At 69.7% G+C, this 17,559-nt stretch carries 14 protein-coding genes; 8 read left to right on the top strand and 6 right to left on the bottom strand.

Going from position 1 to position 17,559, the window contains the following annotated elements; translation table 11 throughout:
• Positions 1–309: 309 nt before the first annotated feature.
• Complete coding sequence (locus KVT45_RS37885; protein WP_217553724.1) at positions 310–1,158, bottom strand: LysR family transcriptional regulator; 849 nt, start codon at positions 1,156–1,158, stop codon at positions 310–312.
• 105 nt (positions 1,159–1,263) lie between these two features.
• On the opposite strand from KVT45_RS37885, the gene KVT45_RS37890 reads away from it, so the two are divergent.
• Both KVT45_RS37890 and KVT45_RS37895 read left to right on the top strand, forming a co-directional pair.
• Positions 1,264–1,746, top strand: coding sequence for a nuclear transport factor 2 family protein (locus tag KVT45_RS37890; protein ID WP_217553725.1), 483 nt, complete (start codon positions 1,264–1,266; stop codon positions 1,744–1,746).
• Between the two features lies 1 nt (position 1,747).
• The gene (locus KVT45_RS37895; RefSeq protein WP_217553726.1) at positions 1,748–2,674 is read left to right on the top strand and encodes an NADP-dependent oxidoreductase; all 927 of its coding nucleotides are present in this window, start codon (positions 1,748–1,750) and stop codon (positions 2,672–2,674) included.
• A 225-nt stretch (positions 2,675–2,899) separates the two neighbouring features.
• Here KVT45_RS37895 and KVT45_RS37900 read toward each other — a convergent pair whose 3' ends face one another.
• Entirely contained in the window at positions 2,900–3,190 is a 291-nt protein-coding gene (locus KVT45_RS37900) for a transposase (protein WP_308310993.1), read from the bottom strand.
• On the bottom strand, positions 3,076–4,413 hold the full coding sequence (locus KVT45_RS37905; RefSeq protein WP_308310986.1) for an ISL3 family transposase: 1,338 nt from the start codon (positions 4,411–4,413) through the stop codon (positions 3,076–3,078). Before KVT45_RS37905 ends, KVT45_RS37900 begins: the two co-directional genes overlap by 115 nt.
• A gap of 174 nt (positions 4,414–4,587) precedes the next feature.
• On the opposite strand from KVT45_RS37905, the gene KVT45_RS37910 reads away from it, so the two are divergent.
• From KVT45_RS37910 to KVT45_RS37920, 3 genes are read left to right on the top strand one after another with little or no spacing between them, the layout of a single operon-like run.
• Positions 4,588–6,381, top strand: coding sequence for an FAD-dependent monooxygenase (locus KVT45_RS37910; RefSeq protein WP_217553728.1), 1,794 nt, complete (start codon positions 4,588–4,590; stop codon positions 6,379–6,381).
• 3 nt (positions 6,382–6,384) lie between these two features.
• Positions 6,385–7,431 carry a maleylacetate reductase gene (locus KVT45_RS37915; protein WP_217553729.1) on the top strand — a complete coding sequence of 349 codons (1,047 nt, stop codon included), beginning with the start codon at positions 6,385–6,387 and terminating at the stop codon, positions 7,429–7,431.
• Positions 7,428–8,336, top strand: coding sequence for an intradiol ring-cleavage dioxygenase (locus KVT45_RS37920; RefSeq protein WP_217553730.1), 909 nt, complete (start codon positions 7,428–7,430; stop codon positions 8,334–8,336). Before KVT45_RS37915 ends, KVT45_RS37920 begins: the two co-directional genes overlap by 4 nt.
• 12 nt (positions 8,337–8,348) lie before the next feature.
• Here the strand turns inward: KVT45_RS37920 and KVT45_RS37925 are convergent, their stop codons facing one another.
• Both KVT45_RS37925 and KVT45_RS37930 read right to left on the bottom strand, forming a co-directional pair.
• Positions 8,349–9,293, bottom strand: a complete 945-nt coding sequence (locus tag KVT45_RS37925) for an AraC family transcriptional regulator (RefSeq protein WP_217553731.1) — start codon at positions 9,291–9,293, stop codon at positions 8,349–8,351.
• Entirely contained in the window at positions 9,290–10,207 is a 918-nt protein-coding gene (locus KVT45_RS37930; RefSeq protein ID WP_217553732.1) for a LysR substrate-binding domain-containing protein, read from the bottom strand. The genes KVT45_RS37925 and KVT45_RS37930 overlap by 4 nt, the downstream gene beginning before the upstream one ends.
• Before the next feature lie 83 nt (positions 10,208–10,290).
• Between KVT45_RS37930 and KVT45_RS37935 the strand changes: the two genes are divergently transcribed.
• Genes KVT45_RS37935 through KVT45_RS37945 form a run of 3 tightly spaced genes read left to right on the top strand, consistent with a single transcriptional unit; the run spans position 10,291 to position 12,841 of the window.
• The gene (locus tag KVT45_RS37935; RefSeq protein WP_217553733.1) at positions 10,291–11,493 is read left to right on the top strand and encodes a thiolase family protein; all 1,203 of its coding nucleotides are present in this window, start codon (positions 10,291–10,293) and stop codon (positions 11,491–11,493) included.
• Positions 11,490–12,161 carry a 3-oxoacid CoA-transferase subunit A gene (locus KVT45_RS37940; RefSeq protein ID WP_217553734.1) on the top strand — a complete coding sequence of 224 codons (672 nt, stop codon included), beginning with the start codon at positions 11,490–11,492 and terminating at the stop codon, positions 12,159–12,161. The genes KVT45_RS37935 and KVT45_RS37940 overlap by 4 nt, the downstream gene beginning before the upstream one ends.
• On the top strand, positions 12,158–12,841 hold the full coding sequence (locus tag KVT45_RS37945; RefSeq protein WP_217553735.1) for a 3-oxoacid CoA-transferase subunit B: 684 nt from the start codon (positions 12,158–12,160) through the stop codon (positions 12,839–12,841). Before KVT45_RS37940 ends, KVT45_RS37945 begins: the two co-directional genes overlap by 4 nt.
• A gap of 259 nt (positions 12,842–13,100) precedes the next feature.
• Here the strand turns inward: KVT45_RS37945 and KVT45_RS37950 are convergent, their stop codons facing one another.
• Complete coding sequence (locus KVT45_RS37950; RefSeq protein ID WP_217553736.1) at positions 13,101–17,375, bottom strand: discoidin domain-containing protein; 4,275 nt, start codon at positions 17,373–17,375, stop codon at positions 13,101–13,103.
• Between the last annotated feature and the right edge of the window lie 184 nt (positions 17,376–17,559).

Below are 17,559 nucleotides of genomic sequence, written 5' to 3' on the forward strand. Positions count from 1 at the left end.
GCACAAGACCGTGGCCAGGAACGTCCGGGGTACCGTGCAACTGCTTGGTGGTTCGGCCTTCAGTCCCTCCGACTGGGACCTCCAGGCCACCACTCCTCCGGCTGCCCACCCGGTCACCGGCTGTTGACACCGTTCCCCACCTCCCGCAACCGCTTGCCGGCGAGTGCAGGAGAACTGAGCACTGCGCACTAAATCAAGATCATTCACGCAATCGCGGCCAGAGCCTTGAAAACGGCTCTGGCCGCATTTGTGTGAAAGGACAGCTCGGCGCCCGGCAAGGAGGAAAAGGGGTGTCGTGCGTGACGGCCTTCAGTTGGCGGCGGGAGTGATGGTGGTCTCGGCGGTGGTTGGCGGCGGCACCGATGGCATGGTGCTGTCCGCCAGGTCGAGGAGGTTCGCGATCCGGCGGTCCCGCGACTCTGCCGGCCAAGCGAGCCGGAGGTCGGTGGGGGGCAGGTCGGTGACGGGAATCCCGACCACGCCGGAGCCGAGGCGATCCGTCACGCTGTGGCCCACGACGACTACGAGCCGTCCGAGTGCGACGCGGTCGGTGAGTTCGTCCAGGCCGGTCGCGGGGGGCTCGGAGACGTAGGCGGGATCGCTGCGCAGACGAGCCAGGGAGACGTCCCGGAGCCCGGCGAGGGGATGGTTCGCGGGCAGCAGCGCGACCGGGTACTCCTCGCCGATGCCGCTGCTTTCAAGATCGAGGGGGTCCTCGGTCGCACACAGCAGGGCGACGTCGGCCTGCCCGCCTCGGACAGCCGCGGCCTGATCATGAGTGAAGAGCAGGTGCATCGTGTCATGACCGTGGCGGGTCTCGTAGCGGCGATGGAGGTTACGCAGCAGCCCGGAGCCCATGCCCGGGGCGACGGCGATCCGCAAGGCCCCGCTTGCCGCATGGATGGTTCGCTGGGTCGCGCGATCGATTGCCTGCAATGCGTTGCGGGACTCGACCAGGAGGACCTTGCCCGCGGGGGTGAGGTCGACGCGTCGGCTTGTCCGTTCGAACAGCGTGACGCCCAGGCGCCGCTCCAACTGCGCGATGGCCCGGGACAGCGGCGGAGGTGCGATGCCCAGCCGTTCGGCGGCTCGGCTGAAGTGCAGTTCCTCGGCTACTGCGACGAAGTATTCGAGCTGCCGAACCTCAAGGCGATCCATACCTCCAGGGTAATGATCCGCGCCAAAGTCTGCATCGCTCTCCCCCTCGGCCAGGCGGCACGCTGGACGCGTTCTCAGACCGACCAGAAGTAAAGAGGAGAGAAGATGGACGACGAGCGCGCGGAGGCCCTGGTGATGGCCCGGTACGTGCGAGCGGCCGACCACCGCGACGGCGCGGCCATGGCCGCGCTGTTCGCGGAGGACGCTGTTGCCGAGATCTTCTACAGCAACGGCGGAACCCGGGAGAAGCTCGCCGAGCTCACCGGGGCCGAGACCATCGGCAAGGCCGTCGCCGGGCTGATGGCCCCGCACCCGCCGCGCGGGTGGAGCCACCACACCACCCACGACCACATCATCGAGGTCGACGGCGACGAGGCGACGCTCGACGCCCAGTTCGTCGTGTTCAACACCCGGGGCCACGAGCGTCCGGCCGACGGCTGGCCCGAGGGGACGTTCGGCGCACAGGGCACCATCACCCCGATCGAGTCCGGCTACTACCAACCGCGACTGCGCCGGATCGACGGCGCCTGGCGCATCTTCCACCACACGATCCTCCTGGACCAGCCGATGGCCTTTCCGGGAGCCTGACTTGAAGGCGATCATCTACCAGCGGTACGGCGGCCCGGAGGTACTGGAGCTGGCCGAGGTGGAGCCGCCCAAGGTTCACGTCGACTCCGTGCTCGTCCGGGTAAGAGCCGCCGCCGTGAACCCGGCCGACCTCCAGATGCGCGAGGGACTGGCCCACGCGAACGTCCCCACCTACTTCCCCGTCATCCCGGGGTGGGACATCGCCGGCGTCGTCGAGGAGGCCGGCCCCGGTGCCCCCGAGTTCCGCCCCGGCGACGAGGTGGTCGGCTATGTCCGCACGAGCGTCAGCCACCTGCACGGCGGGTACGCCGGACTGGTCTCCACCGACGTGCCCGCTCTCGCACCGAAGCCGGACGGCCTGAGCTGGGAGCAGGCCGCCGCGCTTCCGCTGGCCGGACTCACGGCGTACCAGGCCGTCACCCGGGTCCTGGACGTGCAGTCAGGGGAATCCCTCCTGGTCTACGGCGCCGCCGGCGGTGTGGGCTCGATGGCAGTCCAGATCGCGGTGGCCCGTGGCGCAACCGTGCTGGGCGCCGACGCAGCCCGGCGCGACGATTACCTGCGCGGCCTCGGCGCGACGCCGGTCGGCGACGATGACCAGGTCACCGAGCGGGTCCGGGCACTGGTCCCGGACGGCGTCGACGCGGTCTTCGACACCGTCGGCCGCGGCACACTCGAACGTGCAGCCGCGGCCGGGCACGACGCCACGCGTTACGCGTCGACGGTCGACATCGCGGGTCCCGATACCCGCCCGGTGTTCGCGCGTCTGGTGTCCGCAGACCTGCACGCGGTGACCGAACTCGCCGCCACCGGCCGTCTTCTCCCACACGTCGCAGTGGTGCTTCCCCTGGAGGCGGCTGCCGACGCGCACCGCCTTGCCGCGACACGGCACGACACGGGACGCATCGTCCTGCGGATCGGTGCGTGACGGAGCACAGTGTTCGTCGAGGCTCGGCGACAACGTCCCCAGCTGTCGGCAGCAGTGCGACGTCGGGGACGGAAGCGGGGTCGACCGCGGACGGTCACTGCCCGCACGCATCAGCAAGTACCAGGAGGCCGCCGTGTTCGCCGCCGATCCGGCACGGTCCTCCGGCCTGGTCTGCTTCGATCCGCAAGATCGGCGTTCGGGCACCTGAATCTTTGCCATCCCCGATCACGGCTGGGTGAGGATGCGGGTCCGGAGGAGTTCGAACGAGGCCCTGCCGTACATGGCTCGTTTGAGGGTTTTCACGCGGTTCACGTGTCCTTCGACCACTCCGGAGCTCCACCGGAGGGTGAGTCCGGCAGTGACCACGTCGAGGTCCTGTCGGAGGAAGCCGGCGAAGCCCTTCATGGGCTTCGGCGCGTCCTGCTCGGCCTGCTGGATCCACTCCAGCAACAGGTATCCGCGCTGGTGGCGGACCAGGTCGGCGAACGCCCGAGCGAGGTCGCAGGCCCGGGTGATGTCCGGGCAGGCGAGCTTGGACTTGAAGGAGTCGCTCGTCCTGGCTCTCGGTGAGGGTCTCCCAGCCCCCGCATGATCCACGAGGTGATCTTGCGGGGGCTGGGGATGTCGGCCCGGACCGGTTCGGCGGTTCCCGCCCGGAGTGCGGCTAGGTGTTTGCGGACGACCTGGCGGCTGCCCCGGTAGCCGCGTGCCTGGATCTCCAAGAAGAGCTGGGTGCCGCTGACCTGGCCTTGGACTTCGGTGAAGCGGGCGTTGAGGTATGCCTTGAACGGCTCCAGCACGCCGTTGGGGCGGCGCTCGCGGGAGGAGACCAACAACTCGTCGAGATCGGTGTCACGGAAGCGACGCACGGTCTTGCGGTCGAGGTTCAGACGGCGGGCGATGGCGCTGATCGTCCAGCGTTTCTCCAGCAAGCAGTGGATGTCCTCGTAGCGGTGACGGGTGCGTTCGATGATCTGGGTGCGGGGCAGTTCCGCGGGCGGTAACACCGTCGGGGGCGGCTCCGGCACCTCGGTCACCGCCTCCTCCTCGGCATGTTTGCGCAGGCAGTCGCCGTGCTGGTGACAGGTCTTCTCCACCGCGGCGGACAGGTTCTGCAACAGGTGCCGGCGATCAGCCACTTCCAGGGCGTGAGGGACGGCTTCCCTGACCGCCTTGGTGTAGGCGGTGGCCCGGTCCCGGCAGATGATCTCGGCTCCGGGATGCTCAGCGAGCCAGGCCGCGAACGTTTCGGAGGTGCGGTCGGGCAGCACGTCCACGACCCGGCCGGCCTCGACGTCGACCAGCACGGTGCCGTAGGTACAGCCCTTGCGGAAGGCGAACTCGTCCACTCCCAGCACTCGCGGGGCCCGGTCCGGCACCGCTGGCGCCTTCAGCAGTCTGAGCAGCCGGGTCCTACCGGCAGCCAACCGCAGGCGACGGCACAGCCGCGCGGCCGGACGGCCGCCGAGCTCGATCGCGATCGACCGCAGCCAGCCTGTCAGCCCGGTGCTGGAGCGGAGGTGCCGCTCGGACAGGCCCGGCACCTGCTCGACGAACGTCTTGCGGGAACAACTCTTCCGGTCGCAGAAGTACCGGCGCACCCGAAGCCGAACGATGACCTGGCGTGAGCCCAACGGCCTTTCATCCAGGGTGCGTTGGTACGTGCTGTGTATGCGCCTGGCCCGTTTCCGGCAGCCCGGGCACCGGCCCGGGTGAGCGGTGGACACCGCCTCCGCCACAAGTACGTCGCACGGAACCGCGGCCAGAGCCCCTCTCGGTGTGGCCGGTCCTTCGTGGATCCGCCATCTCTTGGTGTATCCGCCGACCTCGCCGCCGCGCTGTTCCGTCCCGGCCGGGTCCGTCTCACACTGGCGCTGCCGGCAACGCCGCCGGATCGATGAAAGGTCAGCACGATGCCCATGTTCAACGACGGGATGTCCGAGACCGAGCTGCCGGGCGACTCGGCCGTCACGACGGACGTCGTGGTCGTCGGTTCCGGCCCTGCGGGCGCCTCCGCGGCGCTGCTGCTGGCGACGCTGGGCGTCGACACCATCATGATCACGAAGTACCGGTGGACGGCGAACACCCCCCGCGCGCACATCACCAACCAGCGCGCGATGGAGGTCTTCCGCGATCTGGGCATCGAAGAGCAGGTGCTGGCCGACGCCACCGACCACTCACTGGTCGGCGACACGGTGTTCTGCACCAGCATCACCGGTGAGGAGATCGGCCGTATCCACACCTGGGGGACCCGGCCGGACCGCGAGGCGGACTACCGGCTGGCGTCGCCCTGCCTCACCGTCGACATCCCGCAGACGTATCTCGAACCGATCCTGGTCCGCAACGCGACGCAGCGCGGCGCGCAGACCCGGTTCTCCAGCGAGTACCTGTCCCACACCCAGGACGCCGACGGAGTCACCGTCCAGGTGCTGGACCGGCTCACCGGGCACGAGTACAGCATCCGCGCGAAGTACCTGATCGGCGCGGACGGTGCCCGCTCCAAGGTCGCCGCGGACATCGGTCTGCCCTTCGAGGGCGCGATGGACATCGCGGGCTCGATGAACATCACGTTCAAGGCCGACATCAGCCGCTACGTCGCCCACCGGCCGTCCGTCCTGTACTGGGTCGTCCAGCCCGGCTCGAACGTCGGCGGCATCGGCGCCGGGCTCGTGCGCATGGTGCGCCCGTGGAACGAGTGGCTGATCGTGTGGGGCTACGACATCGCCGGGGAACCCCCGGTCGTCGACGAGCCCGCTGCCGTGCAGATCGTCCGCAACCTCCTCGGGGCGCCCGACCTGGAAGTGGAGATCACCGGCACCAGCCTGTGGGGCAACAACGAGATGTACGCGACCCGGCTCCAGCAGGGCCGCGTGTTCTGTGCGGGCGACGCCGTGCACCGGCATCCGCCGAGCAACGGCCTGGGCTCCAACACCTCCGTCCAGGACGCGTACAACCTCGCGTGGAAGATCGCGGCCGTGCTCAAGGGGCATGCTGAGCCGGGGCTGTTGGAGACCTACACGGCAGAGCGGGCTCCCGTCGCCGAGCGCATCGTCAAGCGCGCCAACAAGTCCAGCCGCGAGTTCATCGACATCTTCGAGGCACTGGGTGTTCTCGGGGCGCCGGACGAGGCCGCGATGACGGCCGCCATCGAGGAACGCAAGGCCAACACCCCTGCCGGGGCCGCCAAGCGGGCCGCGCTGGTGCGCGCGATGGAGCTGAAGAACTACGAGTTCAACGCGCACGGTGTGGAGCTGGGCCAGCACTACTCCTCGACGGCCGTCGTCGCCGACGGCAGCGAACTGCCCCCGCCCGCACGCGATGTCGATCTGTACTACGAGATGTCGACCGTCCCCGGCGCGCATCTTCCGCACGCCTGGGTCGGGGACAGCGCACACCGTCACGCGCTAATGGACCTGGCGCCGTACGACCGTTGGACGCTGCTGACCGGCATCGCGGGTGAGGCGTGGGAGCAGGCGGCCGAGAAGGTCGGCGACGAGTTGGGCGTCCCGCTCAAGACCGTCGTGATCGGTCCGGGACGTGAAGTGACCGACCTCTACTACGACTGGGCCAAGCTGCGCGAGATCGACGAGAGCGGTGTGCTGCTGGTGCGGCCCGACAAGCACATCGCGTGGCGGGCCATGGAGCTGCCCGAGAACCCCGAAGATCAGCTGCGTGCTGCTCTGCTCTCCGTCCTGGGAAGGGACTAGTCCATGCGGTTCGTCCACGACACGCTGCCGCAGCGGGTGCGGTTCGCCTCCGGCGCGGCCGAGGAGGGCCTGGCCGCTGAGGTCGCCGCGCTCGGCGCCCGGCGGGTGATGGTCATCGCGGGAGCGGCCGAGCGGGAACTCGCCGACCGCATCACCGTCGGCCTGCCCGTGGTCCACCGGCACGACGACGTCGTCATGCACGTGCCCGTCGAGGTCGCCCTGCGGGCTCGTACGGCAGCCGCCGAGCGGGACGTCGACGCCCTGGTCAGTGTCGGCGGTGGCTCCACCACGGGCCTGGCCAAGGCGGTCGCGCTGACCACCGGGCTGCCGATCGTCGCCGTCCCGACCACGTACGCCGGCTCGGAGGCCACCGCCGTATGGGGGCTGACCGAGGACTCCGTGAAGACCACCGGTACGGACACGAAGGTCCTGCCGCGTGCCGTCGTCTACGACGCCTCGCTGACGCTCTCACTTCCGGTCGAGATGAGTGTCGCTTCGGGTCTCAACGCGCTCGCCCACTGCGTGGACTCCATGTGGGCACCGCGGACCGATCCGATCAACCAGGCCCTCGCCGCCGAAGGCGTGCGGGCTCTGCGGACGGGGCTGCCGCTGGTCGTGAAGGATTCGGAAGCGCTGGACGGCCGGGAACGGACCTTGTACGGCGCCTACTTGGCCGCCGTGGCGTTCGCCTCCGCCGGGTCCGGACTGCACCACAAGATCTGCCATGTGCTGGGCGGCATGTTCAACCTTCCGCACGCCCAGACCCACGCGGTGGTCCTCCCCCATGTCCTCGCCTTCAACGCGCCCTTCGCCCCGGACGCCGAAGGGCGCCTGGCCGCGGCCTTCGACTCCCCGTCCGCGGTCGAGGGACTCGACACGCTCCGTGACCGGCTCGGTGCGCCGCGCTCGCTGCGCGACCTCGGCATGCCCCGGGACGGTGTGGCGGCCGTGGCCGAGGCCGTCGTGGCCGCCGCACCCGCGGGCAACCCGCGGCCCGTCACACTCGACGCGATCACCGATCTGGTCCGGAACGCCTGGGAAGCCCGATGAACGACACCCCCGCTCCCCGTACCCCCGTCCCGGCCGAGCAGCTCGAGCGTGAGGAGCAGATCACCCGCCAGGTGCTGGCGTCCTTCGACGACTGCGCCGACCCACGGCTGCACGAGATCATGCGGTCGCTGGTCCACCACCTGCACGCGTTCGTCCGAGAGGTCCGTCTCACCGAGGGCGAGTGGAGCAAGGGGATCGAGTTCCTCACCCGCACCGGCAACATCACCGACGAGCGCCGCCAGGAGTTCATCCTGCTGTCGGACGTGCTCGGAGCCTCCATGCAGACGGTCGCCGTCAACAACGAGGCGTACGGCGACGCCACCGAGGCCACCGTCTTCGGCCCGTTCTTCGTCGACAACAGCCCCGAGATCGCCCAGGGCGGCGATCTCGCCTTCGGGGCCGCCGGAGAACCCTGCTGGGTGGAGGGCACCGTCACCGACACCGCCGGAAAACCCGTGGCCGGGGCGCGGATCGAGGTGTGGGAGGCCGACGAGGACGGTTTCTACGACACGCAGTACGGGGACGACCGGATGGCGGCGCGGGCTCACCTGCTCAGCGACGCCGACGGCCGCTACCGGTTCTGGGGGCTCACGCCGACGCCGTATCCGATTCCGCACGACGGGCCGGTGGGAGCGCTGCTGGCGGCGACCGGCCGATCGCCCATGCGCGCCTCCCACCTGCACTTCATGGTGAGCGCCCCCGCGCTGCGCACGCTGGTCACGCACATCTTCGTCCGCGGTGACGAACTGCTGGACCGGGACTCCGTGTTCGGGGTGAAGGAGTCGCTTGTCAAGGACTTCGTGGCGCAGCCGCCGGGTACGCCCACGCCCGACGGACGCGACCTCGGCGAGCGGTCCTGGTCCCGGGTCCGCTTCGACATCGTGCTGGCACCCGACGGCACGTGATCCCGCACCCCGCTACGACCGTGCGCGCGCCTCGCGCAGGACGTCGGTGGCGCGCAGACCGTAGCGTTCCCTGAACCGGTGGGAGAAGTGGGCGGCCGACGCGAAACCGCAGCGCGCGGCCACCTCGGCCACGGTCGCCGCTCCCCCGGTGTTCAGCAGCGTGCGGGCTCGTTCGAGGCGGCGGTGCAGCAGGTACCGCGGCAGGCTCGTGCCGCCCGAGGCGAACACCCGGGACAGATGGCGCTCGCTGATCCCGATGCCGCGGGCGATGCGGGCCGCCGAGAGCCCCGGGTCGGCCAGGTGGTCGTCGATGTAGGTCTTCGCGACGGTCAGGTGGACGGTGGAGAGGGAGGGGGCGCGGCCGCTCGCGGCGGATACGAGCAGGTCCAGCACGGCGTCCTCGTCCACGTTCGCGGCGACGGAGGAATCCGGTGGCAGTGCCCGGGCGACGAGGGTGGCGAGAGTCCGGGTGTGGACGGCGCCGGCGTCGATGACCAGCGGCTGCGGCAGGGAGGGCGGCCCGCCGAGGTCGCGCCACACCGTGTGGGGGATCTTGACCGCGAGTTCCTCCAGGCCGTGCGAGAAGCCCCGGATGAAGGGCTGGTCGGCGTCGCAGACCAGCAGCTGTCCCGGATGGAGCAGCCGTACGCCGTCGTCGTAGTAGAAGAAGGCGTCACCGGCCAGGGTCAGATAGCAGGCCACGGCGTCCGAGGGCACGCGGCGGATCTCGGCGTCGGGTCGTTCGACGACGTGGGGGCTGCCGAGGACCCGGGCGAGATGTGCTCGGGGAAGCTGGAGGTTGATCTCCGTCGCGTCGAGGGCGGTGTCGTGCAGGGAACGGCAGCGCAGCCCGATCAGGGCCTCGGCGTTGTGCTCTTCCCACAGGGCGATGCGTTCCGCCTCGGGAATGCCGGTCGTACTGAAGCGCACCGGAGCACCGGTTGTGCCGCTCGTCATCCCTCCAGCGTAGAGGGCGGGGCTTCCCTGTGTTCAGGGCCTTCCACACACTCTTTGATCACAGAGGCGACCTGGTCGGTGGCGGGGGTGGTGCGCCGGGCATGGCCGGCGAGGACCAGATCGACGGATTCCGTCTGGGTGAGGGGCACGTAGGCGACGCTGGCGAGGCGGAGGCTCTGCACCGGTGCGGGAACGAGGGCGACGCCGTGTCCGGCGGCCACGAAGACGACCAGGGTGGCCGTCTCTCCGACCTCCATCAGTGAGGTGGGCTGGAATCCGGCGCGCCGGCATGCGGCCAGGACCCGGCCGTACATGGAGGATCGCGAGGGGTGGACGACGAACGGCTCGTCGGCCAGGGCCTTGAGCGAGATGCGTCGCCGGGCCGCGAGGGGATGGTGCGAGGGGAGGACCGCCACCAGGGACTCGGAGCGCAGGGGTGTGGTGCGGATGTCCTCGTGGTCGGCGGGGCCGCGCAGGACCGCCAGGTCGTAGGTGCCGGCGAGCAGTCCGTCGACCAGGTCGGGCGTGAGGAGCTCGCCGCGCAGGTCCATGGTGATCCCGGGCAGGCGGGCGCGTACGGTGCGTGCGACCTGCGGCAGCAGGTCGTAGGTGGCGGTGCCGATGAAGCCGGTCGAGACCCGTCCGGCGTGGCCGGTGGCCAGCTCCGTCATGTGCCGGCGGGCGCGCTCCTCCTCCGCGACCAGGGTGCGGGCGTGCTCCAGGAGGTGGTGTCCGGCCTCGGTCAGGGCGACGTGCCGGGTGGAGCGGGTGAACAGTGTGGTCCTGAGCTCCTTCTCCAGCTGTTTGATCTGCTGGGAGAGGGCCGGTTGAGCCACGTGCAGGCGAGTGGCCGCCCGCCCGAAGTGACATTCCTCGGCCAGCGTCAGGAAGTACCGGATCTGCCGCAGCTCCATCCTCTGATTCTATAAGATCAACTTATCAATCGATACGGATTAGGTCTTGGACGCGTTGAAGTCCGCGCTCCTACCGTGACGGTATGACCGACAGTTATCTCTACTCGGCGGTGCGAACGCCCTTCGGCCGCTTCAGGGGCGCCCTCTCCGAGGTCCGGCCCGACGACCTCGCGGCACAGGTCATCGGCGGGATCCTCGCCAAGACCCCCGCACTGGATCCCGGACGCATCGACGACGTCGTCTGGGGCAACGCCAACGGCGCCGGTGAGGACAACCGCAACGTCGGCAGGATGGCCGTCCTGCTGGCGGGGCTGCCCACCTCGGTGCCCGCGACCACCGTCAACCGCCTGTGCGGATCGTCCCTCGACGCCGCCCTCATCGCCTCGCGCTACATCGAGAGCGGCGACGCGGACATCGTCCTCACCGGCGGAGTCGAGTCGATGACCCGCGCCCCGTGGGTCCTGCCCAAGCCCGGGCGCGGATTCCCCGCAGGGGACGTCACCGCCGTGTCCACCACCCTCGGCTGGCGCCTGGTCAACGAGCGCATGCCCAAGGAGTGGACGGTCTCCCTGGGCGAGGCGAACGAGCAGCTCGGCGACCGCTTCTCCATCTCCCGCGAGCGCCAGGACGCGTTCGCCCTCCGCTCCCACCGTCTCGCCGACGACGCCTGGAACGCGGGCTTCTACGACGGGCTGGTCGTCCCCGTCTCGGACGGCGAGCGCACCGTTCTGGAACGCGACGAGGGCATCCGCCCCGGGTCCACCATGGAGAAGCTCGCCACGCTCAAGCCCGCCTACCGGGCCGACGGCCTCATCACGGCCGGAAACGCCTCACCGCTGAACGACGGCGCCTCCGCGGTGCTGCTCGGTTCGGCCGCGGCCGCCGACCGCATCGGCGTGGATCCCCTCGCCCGCGTCGCGGGCCGCGGCGTGGCCGCGCTGGATCCGCAGATGTTCGGATACGCGCCCGTCGAGGCCGTGAACAGGGCGCTGAAGCGCGCGGGCATCTCCTGGGCCGACGTGGACGCCGTAGAGCTGAACGAGGCGTTCGCCGTCCAGGCGCTGGCGTGCGTGGACGCGTGGGATGTCGACCCGCAGATCGTCAACACCAAGGGCGGGGCCATCGCGCTCGGCCATCCCCTCGGTGCGTCCGGCGGCCGCCTGCTGGGCACCCTCTGCCGCCGTCTGCAGGAGTCCGGCAAGCGGTGGGGCGTCGCGGCGATCTGTATAGGTGTCGGCCAGGCCCTCGCCGTGGTCCTGGAGAACGTCGCCGGGGGCAGCAGGTGACCACACAGCTGTGTGCCGGCGCGGACGAGGCGGTCGCCGGCGTCCAGGACGGCGCCACGGTGCTCGTCGGAGGCTTCGGCATGGCGGGCATGCCGGTGGCGCTGATCGACGCGCTGATCCGGCAGGGGGCCACCGACCTCACGGTCGTCTCCAACAACGCCGGCAACGGCGACACCGGTCTTGCCGCGCTGCTGGCCGCGGGACGGGTCCGCAAGGTGATCTGCTCCTTCCCCCGCCAGGCGGACTCCTGGGTGTTCGACGGCCTCTACCGGGCGGGCCGGATCGAACTCGAAGTGGTCCCCCAGGGCACTCTGGCCGAACGGCTGAGGGCGGCGGGAGCCGGTTTCGGTGCCTTCTTCTGCCCCACCGGTGCCGGCACGCTGCTCGCGGAAGGCAAGGAGGTGCGTGAGATCGACGGCCGCCTCCATGTGCTGGAGTACCCCATCGGCGGAGACCTCGCGCTGATCGGCGCGCATCGAGCGGACCGTATGGGCAATCTCGTCTACCGCAAGACCGCGCGGAACTTCGGTCCCGTCATGGCCACCGCGGCCACCACCGTGGTCGCCCAGGTCCGCGAGGTCGTCGAGACCGGCGAGATCGATCCCGAGACCGTCGTGACGCCCAGCATCTTCGTCGACCGCGTGGTACAGGTGGCTGATCACTCATGACACGGACTTCCCCGACGACCGGCGGTCAGGGCCCGCTGGGCAAGCACGACATCGCCGCCCTGATCGCCCGTGACATCCCGCACGGAGCCTTCGTCAACCTGGGCATCGGCCAGCCGACCCTCGTGGCCGACCACCTCTCCCCCGGTTCCGGCGTGATCCTGCACACCGAGAACGGCATGCTCAACATGGGCCCGGCCGCTTCGGCGGACCAGATCGATCCGGACCTGACCAACGCGGGCAAGGTTCCCGTCACCGAACTGCCGGGCGCTGCCTACTTCCACCACGCGGACTCCTTCGCGATGATGCGTGGCGGTCATCTGGACATCTGCGTCCTCGGCGCCTTCCAGGTCTCCGCACGCGGTGACCTGGCCAACTGGCACACCGGCGCACCCGACGCCATTCCCGCGGTCGGCGGAGCCATGGACCTGGCCATCGGGGCGAAGAAGGTCTTCGTGATGATGACCCTCTTCACCCGGGACGGAGCACCCAAGCTGGTCTCCGAGTGCGGCTATCCGCTCACCGGCCTGGCCTGCGTGGACCGCGTCTACACGGATCTGGCCGTGTTCGACATCACCCCGGACGGGGTCCGTGTGCGGCAGACCTTCGGCATCGACGTACCCGAACTCGCCGACCGCCTGGGCCTGCCGCTGCAGACCGGCGCCTCTGAACAGCCCGCTTGAGACAGCGCCCGTGCCCGTCGTGCTGCTCGCGGCCGACCCGGCGGCCGCCGACACCAGCGTGCCGATCCGCGTCGGCAGCGTGAACGACACGCCGTCGACGGCGCCCATCAGCGCCTTTTACAACACGCCCGCACTCGCCTCCGTGCCCGTGGGCTTCCTCGCCGGCTCGCCCACCACCGTCCTGGCCGGCCGACGGGGGGACACGGCAGGAAGGGGCGCCCCGCCGGGGACGCCCCTTCCCTTCACCGCCCTTCGGAACCTACTCGATGTTGATCTTGAAGGTGCTGGTCGTGTTGCGGATGTCCTGGGCGTTGCCGCTCATGCGCAGGTTGCGGAAGGTTGCTTCGCCCACTGCGGGGCCCTGGCCGGGTTCCGGGAGTTCGTTGGCCCAGATGCCGAAGCCGGACTTGGCGTCGAAGGCGTCTCCGCTCTTCTTGGAGTTGGTGATGGAGATGTCGGTGAAGATGGTGTCCTTGACCGGGAACTGGGGTTGGCCGCCGACGTAGTTGGTCTGGAACATGACGCCTCCGTAGGTGGAGTCGTCGATGTCGACGTCGTTGACCCTGATGCCCTGGAAGACCTTCGAGGCGGAGAACGCCCAGATGGCGGGGAAGACCTGGGAGCCCCAGAAGTGGCCGCCCGTGCGGTCCAGGGAGACGTTCTCGATCGTCGTGGGATCGGTGCCGAAGCCGTTCATCGGGTAGCCGAAGTCCAGCGAGGAGATCGTGATGCCGGAGTAGACGAGGGTGTCGGCGACGCGGATGTTGCGGAAGGTGTTGGCGTAGCCGCCGTAGACGGCGATGCCGGCCGCCCGCCACGTCAGGGTGGACGTCAGGTTCTCGTAGAGGTTGTTCTTCTCGTCGGCGCCGCCGGCGTCGATGGCCGAGAAGAGGGCGAAGCTGTCGTCGCCCGTGGCTCGGGCGTCGTTGTTGACCACGTGGTTGTCCGTGGAGCCGTTCGTCATGTTGATGCCGTCGGCGAACGTGTCACGGATGCGTGAGTTCGAGATGGTCATGTTGTCGGTGTTGGCGCCCCAGTAGAGGCACACCATGTGCTCGGCCCAGATGTTGTCGATGGTGATGTTCGAGACGTTGGAGAAGTCGAAGACCTTGCCCGGTCCGTCGATCCGGGACGTGTAGTTGCCGAAGTAGGCGAAGCCGGCGAACGTCGAGCCGTTGGCCGTGGCCTCGGCGCGGAAGCCGATGTCGGTGTTCTCCTGCGAGGAGGGGGCGTGGAAGCGGGTGAACCAGGGCCCGGCTCCGACGACCTTCACTGCCTTGCCGTAGACCTGGAGCTTGCTGGAGGTGTCGTAGTCACCGGCGGGCAGGTAGACGCCGACGAGCTTGCCCGTGGTGTCCATGCGGACCTTGTCGAGGGCGTTCTGCACGTCCTGCTGCGTGAAGCCGGCCGGGACCGTGTAGGCGGCCGGGTCCGGGTTCGGGATCGCCGTGGCCTGTTCGGTGTTGATGAAGTCGATGGCGTAGTAGGAGGCGGTGTTGGCCGCGTCCTTCTGGAGGCGGATCTTCGAGCCGGCCGGGACGGTCCTGCCGAGCAGCAGGTTCGCCTCGTCGTAGATGTGGCGTGGGGCTCCGGATCCGGGTGAGTTGCCGGGGGCGGTCTCGTTGCCGTAGAGCCAGGCGTACTTGGAGGTGAGGTCGATCGCCTTGAGGAACTGGCCGTCCACGTAGACGTCGAGGGTGGCGTCGGTGCCGTCCGGGATCGCGAAGCGGGTGACCAGGGTGTTGGTCGCGGCGCGGGTCGTCCACTCGACGTACTCGCCGGTGGCGTCGAGGGTGACCGCCTTGCGGCCGCTCGCCTCGCCCGCGAAGTCGCCGATGGTGCGGTTGGGGCCGACGACCTTGGCGCCGCCGCCGACCGTGCCGTCCTCGGCCTCGTACATGTCGTACGGCATGTCGGCTCCGCGGCCGACGAACAGGTTCTGTGTGGTGGTGTTGTTGGTGCGCTTGACCGGCAGTTCGTTGGCGTCGTCGGCGATGACCGTCTTCACGGTGTACTTGCCGTTGACGGCCGTCCAGGAGCCGAGGCTGATCGGTGCGGTCGTCTGGCCGGAGCCGATGGTGCCGTTGTAGGAGCCGGTGAGCGTCTTGACGGTGGCGCCGTTCGCGTCCTGGACCGTCAGCGTGACGCCGTGGGCGCCGGAGGCGGAGTCGACCGTCCCCTGGTTCTTCAGGGCGACGGTGAAGGCGACGTTGTCACCTGCCGAGGCGCTGGAGGGCGTCCAGGCGACCGGTGCGGCGACCAGGTCGGAGCTGGAGACGGGCTTGACGACGAGGGCGTCGGAGCGGGTGAAGGTGTTGTTGCCCTCGTTCTGCTCGATGACCTTGTTGGACGGGTCGACCTCGGCTCCGAGCGGGTAACTGCCCGCGTCCCGGGTGCCGATGCTCGCGGTGACCGTCGCCGAGTCGCCGGCCGCGAGGGCGGGGACGTCGGCCGTGGCTGCCTTGGTGCCGCCGAGGGTGAAGTTCAGGTCGCTGGCCTTGGACGCCTTGCTGCCGCTGTTGGTGACGGTCGCGGAGAGGCTGATGGCGTCCGACTCGACGGGAGCCGCCGGTGTGTTGGTGATGCCGGTGACCTTGAGGTCGGGGTTGGCGGCCGGGGTGCCGATCACCTGGAGCTCGCCGACCTGTCCGCCCGGGGCGCCGGTGTTGGAGGCGAACTTGAGCTGGATGTCGGCGGCGGCACCGGAGACCGGGATGGTCACGGTGTTGCCGGTGGCCGGGTTGAACGTGTAGTCCTTCGCCGCGACGAGGCTCGTGAAGGACGTCGCGTCCTGGTCGCGGCCGAGTACCTGGATGTTCTGGGTGCGGGTGGACCAGGCCGGATCCGGGTTGAGTTTGACGACGACCTGGCTGAGGTCGGCGTTGGCACCCAGCTTGGTGGTGAGGGTGGCCGGGTAGGCGCCGCCCCCGCTCTCCCAGTAGGTGCCTATCTGGCCGTCGTTGGCGTTCGCCGCGACGTAGGTGAAGGTGTACGAGGAGGCCTCGATGGGCTTGCCCTGGGCGAGGTCGGAGCCGCCACCGGATCCGGGCCGGGTGACGCTGTTGCTCGCCACCGACACGTTCCCCGCGGCGTCCTTCGCCTTCACGTAGTAGGTGACCGTGGCCGTCGCCGACGGGGTGTCGGTGTACGTCGTCACGTCGCCAGCCACGGTCTTGACGAGCTGGTCGTTGGCGTAGACGTCGTACCCGGTGACCGCCACGTTGTCGCTCGACGCCTGCCAGGTGAGCTTCACGTCGCTGCCGGACTGCGTGTAGGCGAGGTTGGCGGGCGCCGTGGGGGCCTGTGTGTCGCCGCTCGCTCCCTTGCGGGTGACGCTGTTGCTGTTGGCGGAGACGTTGCCCGCGGCGTCCTTGGCCCGCACGAAGTACGTGATGTCGGTGCCGGCCGGCTGGGTGTCGGTGTAGGTCAGGACGTTCCCGGCGACGCTCGCCCGCAACTGGCCGTTGGCGTAGACGTCGTAGCCGGTCACGGCCGTGTCGTCGGTGGCCGCGTTCCAGGTCAGCTTGATCTGCCCGGTGGCCGGCTCGGTGTAGGCCAGGTTGGACGGCGCGGTGGGCGCCTGGGTGTCACCGGTCGCCGGTCCGTAGACCTCCAGCTCGGACGCCTGCCCGGCGGGCCAGCCGTCGTTGGCGGTGAACAGCGCCCGCACGTACCGGGTCGTGGTCGCGTCGAAGGAGATCGTAGCCGTCTGGTCGTTGGAGCTGTTGAAGGCGTACGCCTGGGAAGCCGTCAGGTCGGTGAAGTTCTGGTTGTCGGTGGACCCCTGGATCTTGAGTGTCTGGTTGCGGCTCGGCCAGCCGCTGGGCAGCCGCAGCGTCACCTGGTTCACCTGCACCGATGAACCGAGGTCGACCTTGAGCCACTGCGGGAAGGCGTTGTTGGTGCTCTCCCAGTAGGTGTTGCGGTTGCCGTCACCGGCGTTGGCCGCACCGTAGACGTCGGCGTGCCCGCTCTCGCTGAAGGGTTTGCCCAGCGCGAGGTTGGGGGTCGAGGCGGCGGTCGTGAGGACCTGCAGCTCGGCGAGCTGGGCGGTGCCGGCGACCGAGTTGGCGCTGAAGTCGGCCCGTACGTACCGGGCGAGGGTCGCGGGGACGGAGACCTTCACGATGTTGTCGTTGCCGGGGCTGAAGACGTACTGCGCCGACGACTTGAGCGTGGCGAAGCTCTTGCCGTCGGCACTGCCCTGGAGCGCCAGCGTCTGCTTGCGGGTCTGCCAGTGCTCGGGCAGCCGCAGTACGACCTCGCGGACGCGCCTGGTCCGCCCGAGGTCGGTCTGGACCCACTGGGCCGACTTCTTTCCGGCCTGCCAGTAGGTGTCGGTGTCGCCGTCGGTGACGTTGGCGGCCGCGTGTGCGGCGCGGGCGCTGCCTGCCGTGGTCTTGGCGTCCGCGGCGGCGTTGGGGCCGCCGGCCGCGTGTGCGCCGACGGCCGGCAGGCCCAGAGCCATGACGGCGGAGGCGAGCACAGCGGTCGCTGCGCGCCGTCTCCAGGATCTCGGCTTGTGTCGAGTCATGCGGGGTCACTTCCTGCGGAGGCTCGCGCGCCGGAGGGGCGGCGAGGGCGGCTCGTTCCTGACGGAGTGGTGCAGAAAGGTGCGTGCGGAGCAGTGGCGCGAGGCGTGCGGACGGCGGGGGCCGACCTGCCGGTGATGGGCGATCCCCGGAGGGACTCAAGGCGGACCATGCGCAGCTTCTTGC

Source organism: Streptomyces sp. GbtcB6 (assembly GCF_019091475.1).
Lineage (GTDB): Bacteria > Actinomycetota > Actinomycetes > Streptomycetales > Streptomycetaceae > Streptomyces > Streptomyces hyaluromycini.